We start from the raw sequence: 14,493 nt of genomic DNA, 5'->3' as shown, positions 1-14,493 counted from the left end.
CCGGGCAGCCTAACGCGCGTCGGGCCGCAGTGCGCGCAAGAGCAGCGGGGCCAGCGTCACCGTCTGGTGGGGAAAGGGCAGGTCCTGGCGCGGTTCCACACTGTCCGTGCTGACCAGCCGCTTCACGGGCACGCCGTGCAGGCGCTCCAGCGCGGGGCCCACCAGGAGGGCGTGCGTGGTGGCGAGGATGAAGTCGTCCACGCACCCCTCGCCCTTCAGCTCCTTCGCCGCCGCCGCCAGCGTGCCGCCGGTGGAGATCATGTCGTCCACCAGGATGGGGCGCATGCCGCGCACCTGGCCCAAGAGGCCCAGCGTCTCCACGTCCTCGCCGCTCAGCCGCGCCTTGTGCACCACCGCCCACGGGCGGCCGAGCAGCTTCGCCAGCGCCTCCGCCCGCTTCACCGCGCCCAGGTCCGGCGCCACCACCACGGTGGTGTCGGTGACGTGGGGGCGCAGCGCGTCCGCCAGCAGCGGCAGCGCGGACAGGTGCTCCAGCGGGGCGCCGAAGCAGCCCTCCAGGGCCGGGTTGTGCAGGTCCACGGTGAACACGCGGGAGAAGCGTCCATGGGACAACATGTCCGCCACCAGCCGGCCGCCCAGGGGCTCGCCCGCCCGGGCCCGCCGGTCCTGCCGCGCGTAGCCCACGTAGGGGACCACCGCCTCCATGGACGCGGCGCCCGCGCGCCAGCACGCGTCCGCCAGCAGGAGCAATTCCAGCAGGTGCTCCCCCACGGGCGGGGTGGATGACTGGAGGAGGACGACGCGGCGGCCGCGCACCTCCTCCGGGGGCACCTCGATGTGCAGTTCTCCATCCGGGAAGCGCTCCAGCTTCACTCCCACGGGGGCCGCGCCGGACGCCTGGGCGAGCGCACGGCCGAGGTGGGGACTGGCACTGCCGACGACGAGGGCGAATGGCGTCATGAGGCCGCACCCTAGCGCGGGATTCGCTCGCGGTGCCCTGGCCTCCCGGGCATCCCGCCAGCGGAGCCACTGTCCGCGCCTCCGCCGCCGCGCTCTGGTGGAAAGCGCACCTTGTCGGGGGAGGGGAGGCGGACGGATGCGTTTCCGGGACAGGGCGGAGGCCGGACAGAAGCTCGCGGGGGTGCTGTCGCCCTACCGCTCCGGGGACGTGTGCGTGCTGGGGCTGACGCGCGGCGGACTGCGCGTGGCGTACGAGGTGGCCCGGGCGCTGGAGAAGCCCCTGGACCTGTGGGTCGCGCGCCGGCTGCACGTGCCGGGCAGCCGCCTCACGCTGGGCGCGGTGTCGGAAGGGGGCGGGCTGTACCTGGACCCCCAGGCCGCGCGCCAGGCGAAGCTGCCCGGGGAGGCGCTCCAGCGCTTCGTGCACGACGAGGTGGACGACGTGGAGCGGCAGGCCCGGCAGCTGCGGGGCGGCCTCACGCCGAAGGTCCGCGGGTGCACGGTGCTGCTGGTGGATGACGGCATGGTGACGGGCGCCACCGTGGCCGCGGCGCTCCTGGGGCTGAAGCAGCAGGGCGTGCGCCAGCGCGTCGTGGCGGTGGGCGTGGCGACGCCGCGCGCGCTGGAGCTGGTGCGGGGCCGCGCGGACGCGGTGCACGCGCTCACGCTGGACCCCGCGCTGCGCGAGGTCTCCGAGGCCTACGACGCCTTCCCCGCGCTCAACCAGGACGAGCTGCGGCGCTGGCTCACGCGCGCCCGGGAGGCCGGCCCCGCGCGGACCGGGAGCGCGGCGCCGGACGTGGCGGGCGGGTGGTGGTTCTGACAGACGGCCCGCGCGTGGCTGGCGCGGGCGTGGAACACGGCACGACGAGGACACGAGGAGGACGTATGGACGTCGAAACCTTGCAGGCGGAGGACCGCAGGCCCCGGACGCACTGGGAGCACTTCACGCGCGCCGAATTGCTCGGGGTGCGGGGCGTGGGCCGCTCCATGGAGCAGGCCTTCGAGATGGCGGCGCTCGGGCTCTCCGCGCTGGTGACGGACCCCCGGAGCGTGGAGGCGCACGAGGAGCTGGAGGTGACCTGCCAGTCGGTGGACCACGACCAGCTGCTCGCGGACTGGCTGCGGGAGGTGGTGGGCGCCATGGCCAGCCGGCGCCTGCGCTTCCAGTGCTTCGCGGTGCGCCTGGACGGGCTGAACCTCTTCGGCCACGGCTTCGGCGAGCGCGCGGGCCAGGCGCGCCACGGCACCCACGTGGCGCTGACGGGCGCGTCGCTCACGGACGTGTCCGTGCGCCAGGGGCCGGAGGGCGTCTGGACCGCCGAGGCGCTGGTGGACTTCTAGATGCCGGTGCGGGCCGTCTCCTTCCCCGGCGGCTCGTCCGGCTGGAGGGTCCCCTGACGGAGGAGCAGCGCGCGCGGCTGCCGCGCGTCGCGGAGCGGTGCCCCGTGCACCGCACGCTCGAATCCAAGGTGGACGTGCGGGCGCGGCGGGACGATTCGTCCACGGAGTGAGTGCGCGGGGGCCCCGGGCTGCTATAGGGACGTCTCTTCCCTTCGCGACAAGGATTCTTCGGACATGGCTTCCCGTGACACCCGCCTGGTGTGGCTCGACCTGGAGATGACGGGTCTGGATCCGGAGACCTGCGGCATCATCGAGGTGGGCGTCATCGTCACCGGCCCGGACCTGCGCCCCCTGGGGGAGTTCGAGCGGGTCATCTGGCAGCCGGAGGAGATGCTCCAGCGCATGGAGCCCGTCGTGCGCGACATGCACACGAAGAACGGCCTGCTGGAGAAGGTGCGCGCGTCGAACACGTCCCTGCGCGTGGCGGAGCGCGAGGTGACGTCCTTCATCGCGGAGTTCTGCGACCTGGGCGAGGGCATCCTCGCGGGCAACTCCATCCACACGGACCGGCGCTTCCTCATCGACCACATGCCCATGGTGGACCGCTACCTGCACTACCGCATGGTGGACGTGACCAGCCTCAAGGTCCTGGTGCGCGCCTGGTACCCGGCGCTGGTGGAGCCGCGCAAGCCGCCCAGCGGGCACACCGCGCTCGCGGACCTGCGCTCCAGCATCAGCGAGCTGCAGTACTACCGGGACATCCTCTTCCGCGCGACGCCGGGCTGAGCCGAGCAACGCGCGCTACGCGCGGGGGCCCTCCGCGGGCAGCTGCTTCGCGATGGTGCCCAGCAGGTCGTCCAGCTCGAAGGGCTTGGCCAGGAAGTGGGAGCTGGCGTTGCGCTCCTCGTCCGTGAGGCGGCCCGCGCTCATCACCACCACGGGCAGGTCCTGCAGGTCCGGGTGGGCGCGGATGCGGCGCAAGAGCTCTCCGCCGTCCATCACCGGCATCATCAGGTCCAGCAGCACCAGGTCCGGCTTGGAGGCCAGGAGCCGCTGGAGGCCCTCGTCGCCGTTGTAGGCGGTGACGATGTCGTAGCCCTCCAGCGACAGGATGTCTTCCAGTGCCTCCACGATGGCGAGCTCGTCGTCCACGATGAGCAACCGCTTCATTCGGGGCTCCCCTCCACCGTCCGCACAGGGCCCGGCGCTCCTGCCAGCCGGGAGGCCGGGAGCAGGTGGGACGGGAGGCGGGCGGGGTGGGACTTCACGGGGATGAGGCTCCATTTTCTCTTGCCGGAGAAGGTAGGTCCTCCCGCGATTTCGGCCAGTGGACGATGTGGGTTCTGTTGTGTGGATGGCGGCGGATGTGTCCTAGGAGGCGGCCAGGCGCTCCTTGAGGACGTGTTTCTGGACCTTTCCCAGGGCGTTGCGAGGCAGGGCGTCGGTGAAGACGACGCGGCGCGGCTTCTTGAAGGCGGCGAGCCGTTCGCGGCACCAGTCCACCAGGGCCTGGGCGTCGGTGGGGGCGCCGGGGTGGGGGACGATGACGGCGACGACCTGCTCACCGAAGTCCGGGTCGGGCAGGCCCAGCACGGCGGCCTCGGCGACGGAGGGGTGCGCGGTGAGGACCTCTTCGACTTCACGGGGATAGATGTTGAAGCCACCGCTGATGATGAGTTCCCGGGCCCGGCCGGTGATGCGCAGGAAACCGTCGGGGTCCCATTCGCCCAGGTCGCCGGTGCGGAACCAGCCGTCCGCGTCGAAGGCCTCCTGGGTGGCGTCCGGGCGGCGCCAGTAGCCGGTGAAGACGTGGGGGCCGCGGACCTCGATTTCGCCCGTCTCACCGCGGGGCAGGGGCTGGCGGGAGCGCACGTCCACGACGCGGGCCTCCTGGCCGGGGAAGGGCATGCCCACGGTGCCGGGGCGGCGTTCGCCGTCGTAGGGCTGGGTGGTGTTCATGAGCGTCTCGGTCATGCCGTAGCGCTCCAGGATGCGGGCGCCGAAGCGCGCCTCGATGTCCAGGCACAGCTGGGGGCTCAAGGGGGCGGAGCCGGAGACCCACAGGCGCAAGCGGCGCGGCGTCACGCCGGTGCGGCGGGACTCCTCCAGGAGGCGGCCGTACATGGTGGGCACGCCGAAGAAGAGGGTGAGGGACGCGTCGTCGCGCAGGGCGGTGAGCGCTTCGGAGGCGACGAAGCGGCGGCGCAGGTCCACGCTGGCGCCGGTGAACAGGGTGCCATGGAGGCCCACCATGAGCCCGTGCGTGTGGAACAGCGGCAGGGTGAGCAGGAGCCGGTCCGCGTCCGTCCAGCGCCACGCCTCGGTGACGGCGCGCACGTTGGCGAGCAGCTGCCGGTGCTGGAGCATGGCTCCCTTGGAGCGGCCGGTGGTGCCGGACGTGTAGCCCAGCACTGCCAGGTCCTCCGCGCGAGGCAGCGGCAGGTCCACGGTGGAGGCCGAGCCCTGTTCCACGATGGCGTCGAAGCCAACGGTGGGAAGGGACGCGGGCAGGCCCGGTGGAGGCGGCTCCACGGTGATGAGCCATTGCAGCGCGGGGAGCTGTTCACGCAGCGGCGCAAGCTCCGAGGCCCCGGAGGTGCCGGTGACGCAGACCTTCACCTCCGCGTCGGAGAGGATGTGGGCCAGCTCCACCTGGCGGTACGCGGTGTTGACGAGCACGGCGACGCAGCCCGCGGCCTGCACCCCCAGCCACGTGATGACGAACGCGTCGCTGTTCTCCAGGAAGAGCGCGACGCGGTCACCGGGAGTCAGTCCCCGGGCCTTGAGTCCGCGAGCGAACGCGTTGACCTGCTCCGCGAGCTGGCCGCGCGTGTAGCGCTTCCCCTCGAAGGAGAGCAGCGGGCGCGCGGGTTCGTGACGGGCGTGGTCCAGGAACACTTCGAGCAGGGAGTCCGGCATGGCGCGCGAGCCTAGCGCCTGATGGCGGGGATGGGAGGCCGCATGTCCTCCGCTGCTATTGCCGGCTGGGCTTCCATGTCCTGGCGGAAGCTCCAGCCATTTGCCTACGGCGTCTCAGAACACCGACACGCCCAGCGTGACGCTGCACAGGAAGCCGCCGTGCTGGCTGGTGGCGATGTCGAGATCATCCAGGAGGTTCGGGTCGCGGCCGTCCGACGTGCGCCAGTTGTCCTCACGCAGGCGGAAGCCCCAGCCCACGCGCAGGCCCAGGTACATGGGGCCCATCGACTGACGCATGCCCACCGCCAGCGTCGCCACCGGCGTGAGCAGCTTGTCCGTCGTGAACTCCTCCGACTCGCCGTTGAAGGTGAGGGTGGTCGTCGACTTGCCGCCCATGTTGAAGCTCATGCCTCCCTCCAGGAACGGGCTCGTGCGCGTCTCGCCCAGCGGATACAGGCGCACCACCGGCCCCACCCGCAGACCCCAGGCGCCCGTGCCGCCGCTCAGGTTCAGGCCCAGCACCGGCGTCGCCCGGTACTCAATCTCACCGCCGAAGATGCCCGAAGGGCTGTTGAAGCCCAGCGCCACACCCAGGTCCAGGTTCGTCCGGCCACCGCCCCGGCGCGGCGCCTCCATCTCCTGCGCACGCCCCGTCGAGTCCTGGCCCATCCCCTCCGCCGCCGCCCCGTCCGACCGCTGCGAATAGCCCTCCCAGTTGGCCTCCGAGCCCGACTCCCCCGAGGAGGCCACCGGCACCTCCGCCGCCGCCACCGCCGGCACCTCCGCGCTCGCGGCCTCCAGCTTCTGGGCCTCGGCCAGCAGCGCCTGCGCCATCGCCACCGAGCCCTTGTCGCTCAGGCTGGGATTGACGAACTCGTACGCCAGCGTCTTGGTGCGCACCGGCTCGTGTGTCGTGGCCAGCTGATACGTCAGCCGGTACTTCTCTCCGGCCCGCGTCACCTTCGCGCTCAGCGTCAGGTCCGGCGCGCCCTCGTGCTGTGGGTCCATCAAGATGGCCTGCGTGGAGGACGTCTTCAGCGCCTCCTCGATGCCGTAGCGCGTCCGCTCCGCCACGGTCGCCGCCGCCAGGCCCGCGGCGTCCACGTCACTGCCCACGTCCTTGAGCTGCAGGTACATGGCGTCGGCCAGGGCGGAGAACGGCAGCAGGGTCGCGGCCAGCAGCATGCTGGCGCGCATCCGGAGGGCGGTGGAGCGCATCGGGGTGTTCCTCGAAAATGTGTGGGAATTGAAGCGAGCAGGCAGACGGCCTGACGCTGTTTCTATTCAACGCCAGCACACTGCTTCACGGTGTCCGTTCCTGGGACGCGCCTTTCGCGCAGGCGGTCAGCGCGGCCGGCTTCCCCTCCGAGAGCCCCGTGTTTCCAGGGGCTTGTCCCGGCTCGAAGCCCTGGCACGCGGCTCGCTATGCCCTGAGGCCGTGGACATCCCGAAGGCTCGAGCACCCCGCCGCAAACCCTATCTCCTGGCCGCCCTGGGCCTCGCCGCGCTCGTGGCGGTGACGGTGGGCCTCTCCCGGCTGCGTCCCGCCGCGCCCACCGTGGACAAGGCCTCGGTGTGGCTGGACACGGTGAAGCGCGGCCCGCTGGTGCGCCAGGTGAAGGGCACGGGCTCGCTGGTGCCGGAGTCCATCCGCTGGCTCACCGCCGACACCGCCGGCCGCGTGGAGCGCATCCACGTCCAGCCCGGCGCCACCGTCACCGCGGGCACGCTGCTCCTGGAGCTGTCCAACCCGGACGTGCAGCTCCAGGCCCTGGAGGCCGAACGCCAGCTCGCGAGCGCCGAAGGCGACTTCCTGGAGCTGCGCGAGGTGCTCCAGACGCAGCGGCTGTCCCAGCAGGCCACCGTGGCCGCCCTCACCGCCGAGGCCGCCGACGCCGCCCGCCGCTCGCAGGCCAACACCGCGCTGTTCCAGAAGTCCTTCGCCGGCGACCTGGAGACGCGCCAGGCCCAGGACAAGGCACAGGAGGCCGGCCAGCGTCTGGAGTTGGAGCGCCAGCGCCTGGACGTCATGTCCCAGAGCCTGCGTCAGCGTCTGGCTTCACAGCAGGAGCAGGTGGAGCGGCTGAAGGCCGTGGCCCGCTTCCGCCGCCAGCAGGTGGAGTCCATGAAGGTGCTCGCGGGCGAGGACGGCGTGCTCCAGGAGCTGCCATTGGAGCTGGGCCAGTGGGTGACGCCCGGCGTGCTGCTGGCCAAGGTGGTGAAGCCGGACCGGCTCAAGGCGGAGCTGCGCATCGCGGAGACGCAGGCGCGCGACATCCTCCCGGGCCTGAAGGCGCAGGTGGACACGCGCAACGGCATCGTGGAGGGCACCGTCGCGCGAGTGGCACCCGCGGCCAGCCAGGGCACGGTGCGCGTGGAGGTGTCGCTGCCGGACACGCTGCCCAGGGGTGCCCGGCCGGACCTCACCGTGGAGGGCACCGTGGAGCTGGAGCGGCTGGACGACGTGTTGTCCGTGGGCCGTCCGGCGGGAGCGCAGGCGGAGAGCACGCTGGCGCTCTTCCGGCTCCTGCCCGGCGGCGACGAGGCGGTGCGCATCCCCGTGAAGCTGGGCCGCGGCTCGGTGAACGCGGTGGAGGTCGTGCAGGGACTTTCAGAGGGTGATCAGGTGGTGCTGTCGGACATGACCGCGTGGGATGCGGTGGAGCGCGTGAGGCTGCGATGATGACGACAATGACGAACGACAGCGAGGCGAAGGCCGTGGTGCCGGGCGCGGTGCCGGGCCGGGCCCTGCTCCAGCTCGACGGGCTCACCAAGGTGTTCGAGACGGAGGAGGTGGAGACGCACGCCCTCTCCAACATCCAGCTCACCATCCGCCAGAACGAATGGGTGGCCATCGTGGGCCCGTCCGGCTCCGGCAAGTCCACGCTGCTCGCGGTGCTGGGGCTCCTGGACACCGCCACGCGCGGCAGCTACCTGCTGGATGGCCGGAGCGTGCTGGAGCTGTCGCCCACGGACCGGGCGAAGGTGCGCAACCAGCACATCGGCTTCATCTTCCAGAGCTTCAACCTCATCGGCGACCTCACCGTCTTCGAGAACGTGGAGCTGCCGCTCACCTACCGCGGACTGCCCGCGCAGGAGCGCAAGCAGCGCGTGGAGCGGGCCCTGGAGCGCGTGGGCATGGCGCACCGGGCGCGGCACCTGCCGGGGCAGCTGTCCGGCGGCCAGCAGCAGCGCGTCGCGGTGGCGCGCGCCGTGGCGGGAGACCCCCTCATCCTCCTGGCGGACGAGCCGACGGGCAACCTGGACTCGAAGAACGGCGAGGCGGTGATGCAGCTCTTGTCCGACCTGCACAAGGCGGGCTCGACCCTCTGCATGGTGACGCACGACCCGGCGCACGCGCGCATCGCCACGCGCACGGTGAGCCTCTTCGACGGCCGCGTCGTGCAGGACGAACAGCTTCGCTGAAGGACGGGGAACACGGACCATGGAACACCTGCTCGGCGACCTGCGCTACGCGTGGCGCTCCCTGAAGAACGCACCCGGCTTCGTGGCCGTGGCGGTGCTGACGCTGGCGCTGGGCATCGGCGCGAACAGCGCCGTGTTCAGCGTGGTGAAGGGCGTGCTGCTCACGCCACCGCCGTTCGCGCAGCCAGAGCGGTTGGTGTTGCTGGCGCCGAACTTCGACGCCTTCGGCCTCAAGGAGGTGTCGAACTCGGTGCCGGAGTACCGGGACATGGTCACGCACACGAAGGCCTTCACGTCGCTCGCGGCCTTCCGGCCCAACGACATGACGCTCACCGGTGGGGAGTCGCCCCGGCGCCTGCGCGTCGTCGTCGCCACGGCGTCCTTCCTGCCCACGCTGGGCGTCGCGCCGGTGCTGGGCCGGGGCTTCACCCAGGAGGAGGAGACGCCGGGCCAGGAGCAGGTCGTCGTGCTCTCGGACGCCGCGTGGCGCACGCACTTCGCGAAGGACCCGGAGGTGCTGGGGCGCACGCTGCGGCTGGACGGGGTGCCGCACACGGTGGTGGGGGTGCTGCCACCGGGCGGCATCTACCCGGAGGACATGGAGGCGGTGTTGCCCTTCGCGCCCACGCCGCAGCAGCAGGAGGAGTCCCGGCGCGGCAACCGCTTCCTCAGCGTGGTGGCGCGGCTCAAGCCCGGGATGACGTTGGACGCGGTGCGCGCGGACCTGGTGCGCATGGGCAACGCGCGCACGCCGGACCTGGTGGACCAGTACCAGCGGTGGGGCTGGTCCATGAGCGTGAAGTCGCTGGAGGACCAGGTGGTGGGTGGCGTCCGTGAGACGCTGTGGCTCCTCTGGGGCGCGGTGGGCTTCGTGCTGCTGGTGGCGTGCTCCAGCGTGGCCAACCTGCTGCTGGCGCGGGCGGTGGCGCGGGGCCGGGAGGTGTCCATCCGCGCGGCGCTGGGCGCGGGCCGCGCGCGGCTGGTGGCGCAGTTCCTCACGGAGAGCCTGCTGCTGGCGCTGGTGGCGGGCGCGGTGGGGCTGCTGCTGGCGCTGTGGGGCACGGACGCGCTGGTGGCCACCGTGGGCGAAAGCCTGCCTCGGGCGCAGGGCGTGAAGCTGGACGTGGCCTCCGTGCTCTTCACCCTGGGGGTGTCGGTGCTCACGGGCGTGCTCTTCGGGCTGGTGCCCGCGCTCCAGGCCAGCCGCGTGGACCTGCACGCGGCGATGCGCGAGGGCGCGCGCGCCACGGGGAGCCACCGCACGGGCCGGCTGCGCGCGGCGCTGGTGGTGGCGCAGGTGTCGCTCGCGCTGGTGTTGCTGGTGGGCGCGGGGCTGTTCGTGAAGAGCTTCCTCGCGCTCCAGCGCGTGGACGCGGGCTTCGTGTCCGACGGCGTGCTCACCGGAGCGCTCGCGCTGCCCAGGGTGCAGTACCCGGACCGGGCGAAGCAGGCGGGCTTCCAGCAGGCCCTGCTGTCCCGGCTCCAGGTGCTGCCGGGCGTGGAGTCCGCGGGGCTCACGAACGTGCTGCCGCTGGGAGGCTCCACGGACAACAGCTTCGACATCGACGGGCGCCCACGCCAGCCGGGCGAGCAGTGGAAGGCGGTGGAGTTCCGGGCCGTCACGCCCGGCTACCTGCGCGCGTTGCGCGTCAACCTGCGGCAGGGCCGGCTGCTGGAGGACGCGGACGGGCCGGAAGCGCCGTGGGCGGTGGTCATCAACCGCTCCTTCGCGAACCTCTTCTGGCCCCAGGGCGACGCGCTGGGGCAGCGGGTGAAGCTGCACGGCCAGGACATGCAATGGACCACGGTGGTGGGCATCGTGGACGACCTGCGCGAGTGGGGCCTGGACGTGCCCGCGCGTCCGGCGGCGTACTACGCCCTGTCGCAGCTGCCGTCCGTGTCCATGGGCCTGGCGGTGCGCGTGAAGTCGGGGGACCCGGAGGCGCTGCGCGCCCAGGTGGAGGCGGAGGTGCGCGCGGTGGACGCGGACCTGCCGCTGTTCGACGTGTCCCCGCTCACGCGGAGGATGGACGAGGCCACCGGGCCCCGGCGGTTGTCCGCGCTGGTGATGGGCCTGTTCGCGGGCGTCGCGTTGCTGCTCGCGTCGCTGGGGTTGTCGGGTGTCATCGCCTTCTCGGTGACGCAGCGCACGCGGGAGCTGGGCATCCGCATGGCGCTGGGCGCGGCGCGAGGGGACGTGCTGCGGCTGGTGCTGGCGCAGGGCCTGCGGCTGTCGCTCACGGGCGTGGCGGTAGGGCTGTGCCTGTCATTGGGACTGGCGCGGCTGCTGGGGTCGCTCTTGTATGGCGTATCGGTGGACGATCCGTGGACGTTCGGCGGGGTCGCGCTACTGCTCACCGGGGTGGCGCTGGGGGCGTCGTGGCTGCCGGCTCGACGGGCGACGCGCGTGGACCCCATCATCGCGCTCCGGGCCGACTGACGTTCCCTCTTTCTGGCACAGTTCCGCTCCGTGGTGTCCCCCGTGTCCGAACCCGCCGCTTCCTCTCCTCGCCCCACCCGCATCCTCGTCGCCGACGACCAGCCGGACGTGCTGGAGGCGTTGCGGCTGCTGCTCAAGCGCGACGGCTACACGGTGGTGAGCGCGCAGTCCCCCGCGGGCGTGAAGGCCACGCTGGACGCGGAGGACGTGGACCTGGTGTTGATGGACCTCAACTACGCGCGCGACACGACGTCCGGGCGCGAGGGCCTGGACCTGCTGGGCGAGCTGCGCGCGCGGGATGCCCTGCTGCCCGTGGTGGTGATGACGGCGTGGGGCAGCGTGGAGGGCGCGGTGGAGGCCATGCGCCTGGGCGCGCGCGACTACGTGCAGAAGCCCTGGGACAACACGCGCCTGCTGGCCACGCTGCGCACGCAGCTGGAGCTGTCCCGGGCGCTGCGACGCGGCCGGCGCCTGGAGGAGGAGAACCAGCACCTGCGCCGCGAGCAGGGCGGTCGCTCTCCGTTGGTGGGCGAGTCGCGCGCGATGCAGCCGGTGCGCAGGCTCATCGAGCGGGTGGCGCCGTCGTCAGCGCCGGTGCTGGTGACGGGAGAGCACGGCACGGGCAAGGAGGTGGTGGCGCGGCTGCTCCACGCGGCCAGCCCGCGCGCGGACCGCCCCTTCGTGGCGGTGAACTCCGGCGGTCTGTCCGAGGGCGTCTTCGAGAGCGAGCTCTTCGGTCACGTGAAGGGCGCCTTCACGGACGCGAAGGCGGACCGCATCGGCTGCTTCGAGCTGGCGGACGGCGGCACGCTCTTCCTGGATGAGATTGGAAACATGCTGCTCGCGCAGCAGGCGAAGCTGCTGCGGGTGCTCCAGACGGGGGAGCTGCACCCGGTGGGCTCGTCGCGGACGCGGCGGGTGGACGTGCGCGTGGTGAGCGCGACGAACGTGGACCTGGGCAAGGCGGTGGTGGAGGGACGCTTCCGCGAGGACCTGCTCTACCGGCTCAACACGGTGGAGGTGCAGCTGCCGCCCTTGAGGGAGCGGCGCGAGGACATCCCGTTGCTCGCGGCGCACTTCCTGTCCGCGCAGGGCCAGCGCTACGGCCGTCCCCACATCCATCTGGCGCCGGGAGCCCTGGAGGCGCTGCTCGCGTATCCCTGGCCGGGCAACGTGCGCGAGTTGGAGCACGCGGTGGAGCGCGCGCTGCTGATGGCGGTGGGGGACCGGGTGGAGGCGGAGGACCTGCTGCTCAAGAGGGTAGGGCTCGCGAGCGGGGGAACCAAGCGCCTGGAGGAGATGACGCTGGAGGAGGTGGAGCGCTACCTGATTGAGCGCGCCCTCGGCCGGCACGACGGCAACGTGAGCGAAGCGGCGAAGGCGCTGGGCCTGTCGCGCAGCGCGCTCTACCGGCGCCTCCAGTACTACGGCATCAAGGGCGCACGGTGAGCCGCGACGAAGCGCGCGAACAGAAGCCACCCGTGCCCCACGACCTGCGCGTCATGTGGCTCACGGTCCTCGCGGGGCTGCCCGCGGTCGTCGTGTCGCTCGCGCTGCTGTGGACGGGGGACTTCACCGCGAAGGTGCGCTGGACGCTGTCCGTGCTCGTGGTGGGCGTCCACGCCGGAGCCTGTCTGTCCGTCCGCGAGCGCGTCGTGCGGCCCCTGCACACCGTCGCGGGGCTTCTCGCGGCGCTGCGCGAAGGGGACTACTCCGTGCGCGGCCGGGGTGGACGCGCGGGGGACCCGCTGGGTGAGGTGATGTTGGAGGTCAACGCCTTGGGCGACACCCTGCGCGAGCAGCGCCTGGGCGCGCTGGAGGCCGGCGCGCTGCTGGGCCAGGTGATGGAGGCCATCGACGTCGCGGTGCTCGCCTTCGACGCCTCCGGCACCCTCAAGCTGGTGAACCGCGCGGGCGCCCGGCTCGTGGGCCTGCCGCGCGCACAGCTCCTGGGCCAGCGCGCGGAGGCCCTCGGCTGGGGTGAGCTGCTGGAGGGCCCCGCCCCCCGCCGCCTCACGCGCGTCTTCGCGCAGCAGGACGGCGGCCCCTACGAGCTGTGGCGAGGCACCTTCCGCGAGGGCGGCCAGCCCCACCAACTGGTCGTGCTCACCGACCTGCGTCTGGCATTGCGCGAGGAGGAACGCGAAGCCTGGCGCCGGCTGGTCCGCGTGCTCAGCCACGAGATCAACAACTCCCTCACCCCCATCCAGTCCATCGCGGACGCCCTCCGGGACACCGTCGCCCAGGTGCCGCGCCCCGCGGACTGGGAGGAGGACACCCGTCACGGCCTGGGCATCATCGCCCGCCGCGCGGAAGCCCTGTCGCGCTTCATGTCCGCCCACGCCCGGCTCGCGCGCCTGCCCCCGCCCACCCTGGGGGCCGTCGAGGTGGAGCCCTGGGTGCGGCGCGTGGCGGAGCTGGAGCCGCGCCGTGCAGTCGCCGTGCGCCCCGGCCCCGTCCTCACCGTGTCCGGAGACGCGGACCAACTGGAACAACTGCTCATCAACCTGGTGCGCAACGCCGTGGACGCGGTCCTGTCGGAAGGGGGCACGGGCGGTGTCTGGGTTTCCTGGGCGGTGCACGCGCCCGGCGCCGTGGAGGTCTGGGTGGAGGACGAAGGCCCGGGCCTCGCCGACACCGCGAACCTCTTCGTGCCCTTCTTCACCACCAAGCCCCAGGGCAATGGCATCGGCCTGGCGCTCAGCCGGCAGATCGCCGAAGCCCACGGCGGCAGCCTGCGCCTGGAGAACCGCACCGACGGCCGGGGCTGCCGGGCGAGGCTCAGGCTCCCGCTGGACGCTCCGCGCGCGTGAAGCCCTTCTTGCCGGACGGCGGTGGGGGCGCGGCGTCAGGAGCGGCGGGAACGACGTCCGGTTCGGGGACCGGCGCGGCCAGCCGGTAGAGCAGCGCGGTCGCCGCCCAGAAGAACAGCACGCTGAACCCCACGTGGATCCACCGCGCCCCGTGCCACTGCTGGAGCGAGCCGGGCAGCGCCTCCTCCGTGACGAAGCCGCCCAGCCACTGGCCCAGCCAGCACAGCGCCGTCACCCACAATACGCGCTGCCACGAAGCCACCCGGGTGCCCCCCAGGGCATACCGGTGCAGCGCCCACAACACTCCCACCGCGCAGCCCCACAGGGCCAGGCGTGTCAGCGACAGCCCCTGGCGCGAAGGACCTGATGGGTTCAGCTCCAGCACCCCGAAGGCCGGCGCCAGGATGAGCACCTGCACCAGGAACACCCGGCGCACCCGCTCCGTCAGTCCCTTGAGGAGCTGCCCATACGTCCAGGTCAGCGCAATCATGGGGCCCTCCTCGGGCACGAATGAGCGGAGCTACACGAGAAGAACGGTTCGCCCTTTATTTCTTGATTTATTCGATTGGGAAGAACTCCCGTGCTCCATCCCACCCAAGCAATCTCCATGGGTTGGATTGGCTCCCGCAA

13 protein-coding genes are annotated in these 14,493 nt (G+C 72.3%); 8 read left to right on the top strand and 5 right to left on the bottom strand.

Translation table 11 applies throughout. The features are described 5' to 3' along the window. Positions 1–9: 9 nt before the first annotated feature. On the bottom strand, positions 10–921 hold the full coding sequence (locus AABA78_RS32185) for a ribose-phosphate diphosphokinase (protein ID WP_171413419.1): 912 nt from the start codon (positions 919–921) through the stop codon (positions 10–12). A 136-nt stretch (positions 922–1,057) separates the two neighbouring features. Between AABA78_RS32185 and AABA78_RS32180 the strand changes: the two genes are divergently transcribed. From AABA78_RS32180 to orn, 3 genes are all read left to right on the top strand, one after another. Further along, entirely contained in the window at positions 1,058–1,744 is a 687-nt protein-coding gene (locus AABA78_RS32180; RefSeq protein WP_338269080.1) for a phosphoribosyltransferase, read from the top strand. 65 nt (positions 1,745–1,809) lie between these two features. Then, positions 1,810–2,265: an archease gene (locus tag AABA78_RS32175; protein WP_338269078.1), complete on the top strand. Its 456-nt coding sequence runs from the start codon at positions 1,810–1,812 to the stop codon at positions 2,263–2,265. Between the two features lie 234 nt (positions 2,266–2,499). After that, positions 2,500–3,051 carry an oligoribonuclease gene (gene orn / locus AABA78_RS32170; RefSeq protein ID WP_171413422.1) on the top strand — a complete coding sequence of 184 codons (552 nt, stop codon included), beginning with the start codon at positions 2,500–2,502 and terminating at the stop codon, positions 3,049–3,051. Between the two features lie 15 nt (positions 3,052–3,066). On the opposite strand, the gene AABA78_RS32165 is transcribed toward orn, so the two are convergent. The 3 genes from AABA78_RS32165 to AABA78_RS32155 form a co-directional block, all read right to left on the bottom strand. Further along, positions 3,067–3,435, bottom strand: a complete 369-nt coding sequence (locus AABA78_RS32165; protein WP_338269076.1) for a response regulator — start codon at positions 3,433–3,435, stop codon at positions 3,067–3,069. A gap of 201 nt (positions 3,436–3,636) precedes the next feature. Beyond that, positions 3,637–5,184, bottom strand: a complete 1,548-nt coding sequence (locus AABA78_RS32160) for a class I adenylate-forming enzyme family protein (RefSeq protein WP_338269075.1) — start codon at positions 5,182–5,184, stop codon at positions 3,637–3,639. Between the two features lie 114 nt (positions 5,185–5,298). Further along, positions 5,299–6,402 carry a hypothetical protein gene (locus AABA78_RS32155; protein WP_338269072.1) on the bottom strand — a complete coding sequence of 368 codons (1,104 nt, stop codon included), beginning with the start codon at positions 6,400–6,402 and terminating at the stop codon, positions 5,299–5,301. A gap of 220 nt (positions 6,403–6,622) precedes the next feature. Between AABA78_RS32155 and AABA78_RS32150 the strand changes: the two genes are divergently transcribed. From AABA78_RS32150 to AABA78_RS32130, 5 genes are read left to right on the top strand one after another with little or no spacing between them, the layout of a single operon-like run. After that, entirely contained in the window at positions 6,623–7,867 is a 1,245-nt protein-coding gene (locus AABA78_RS32150; protein WP_338269070.1) for an efflux RND transporter periplasmic adaptor subunit, read from the top strand. Continuing rightward, positions 7,867–8,610: an ABC transporter ATP-binding protein gene (locus AABA78_RS32145; RefSeq protein WP_440588519.1), complete on the top strand. Its 744-nt coding sequence runs from the start codon at positions 7,867–7,869 to the stop codon at positions 8,608–8,610. Before AABA78_RS32150 ends, AABA78_RS32145 begins: the two co-directional genes overlap by 1 nt. A 19-nt stretch (positions 8,611–8,629) precedes the next feature. Then, complete coding sequence (locus AABA78_RS32140) at positions 8,630–11,050, top strand: ABC transporter permease (protein WP_338269066.1); 2,421 nt, start codon at positions 8,630–8,632, stop codon at positions 11,048–11,050. 30 nt (positions 11,051–11,080) lie between these two features. After that, positions 11,081–12,499 (top strand): sigma-54-dependent transcriptional regulator, encoded by a 1,419-nt coding sequence (locus tag AABA78_RS32135; protein ID WP_338269065.1) that lies wholly within the window; start codon positions 11,081–11,083, stop codon positions 12,497–12,499. Between the two features lie 53 nt (positions 12,500–12,552). Beyond that, entirely contained in the window at positions 12,553–13,863 is a 1,311-nt protein-coding gene (locus AABA78_RS32130) for a sensor histidine kinase (protein WP_370469498.1), read from the top strand. Here AABA78_RS32130 and AABA78_RS32125 read toward each other — a convergent pair. After that, complete coding sequence (locus tag AABA78_RS32125) at positions 13,832–14,353, bottom strand: hypothetical protein (RefSeq protein ID WP_338269061.1); 522 nt, start codon at positions 14,351–14,353, stop codon at positions 13,832–13,834. The two genes, AABA78_RS32130 and AABA78_RS32125, sit on opposite strands and share 32 nt — an antisense overlap. Between the last annotated feature and the right edge of the window lie 140 nt (positions 14,354–14,493).

Origin of the sequence: Corallococcus caeni (assembly GCF_036245865.1) — a bacterium.
Lineage (GTDB): Bacteria > Myxococcota > Myxococcia > Myxococcales > Myxococcaceae > Corallococcus > Corallococcus caeni.
This window is presented reverse-complemented; position numbering and strand designations above follow the sequence as displayed.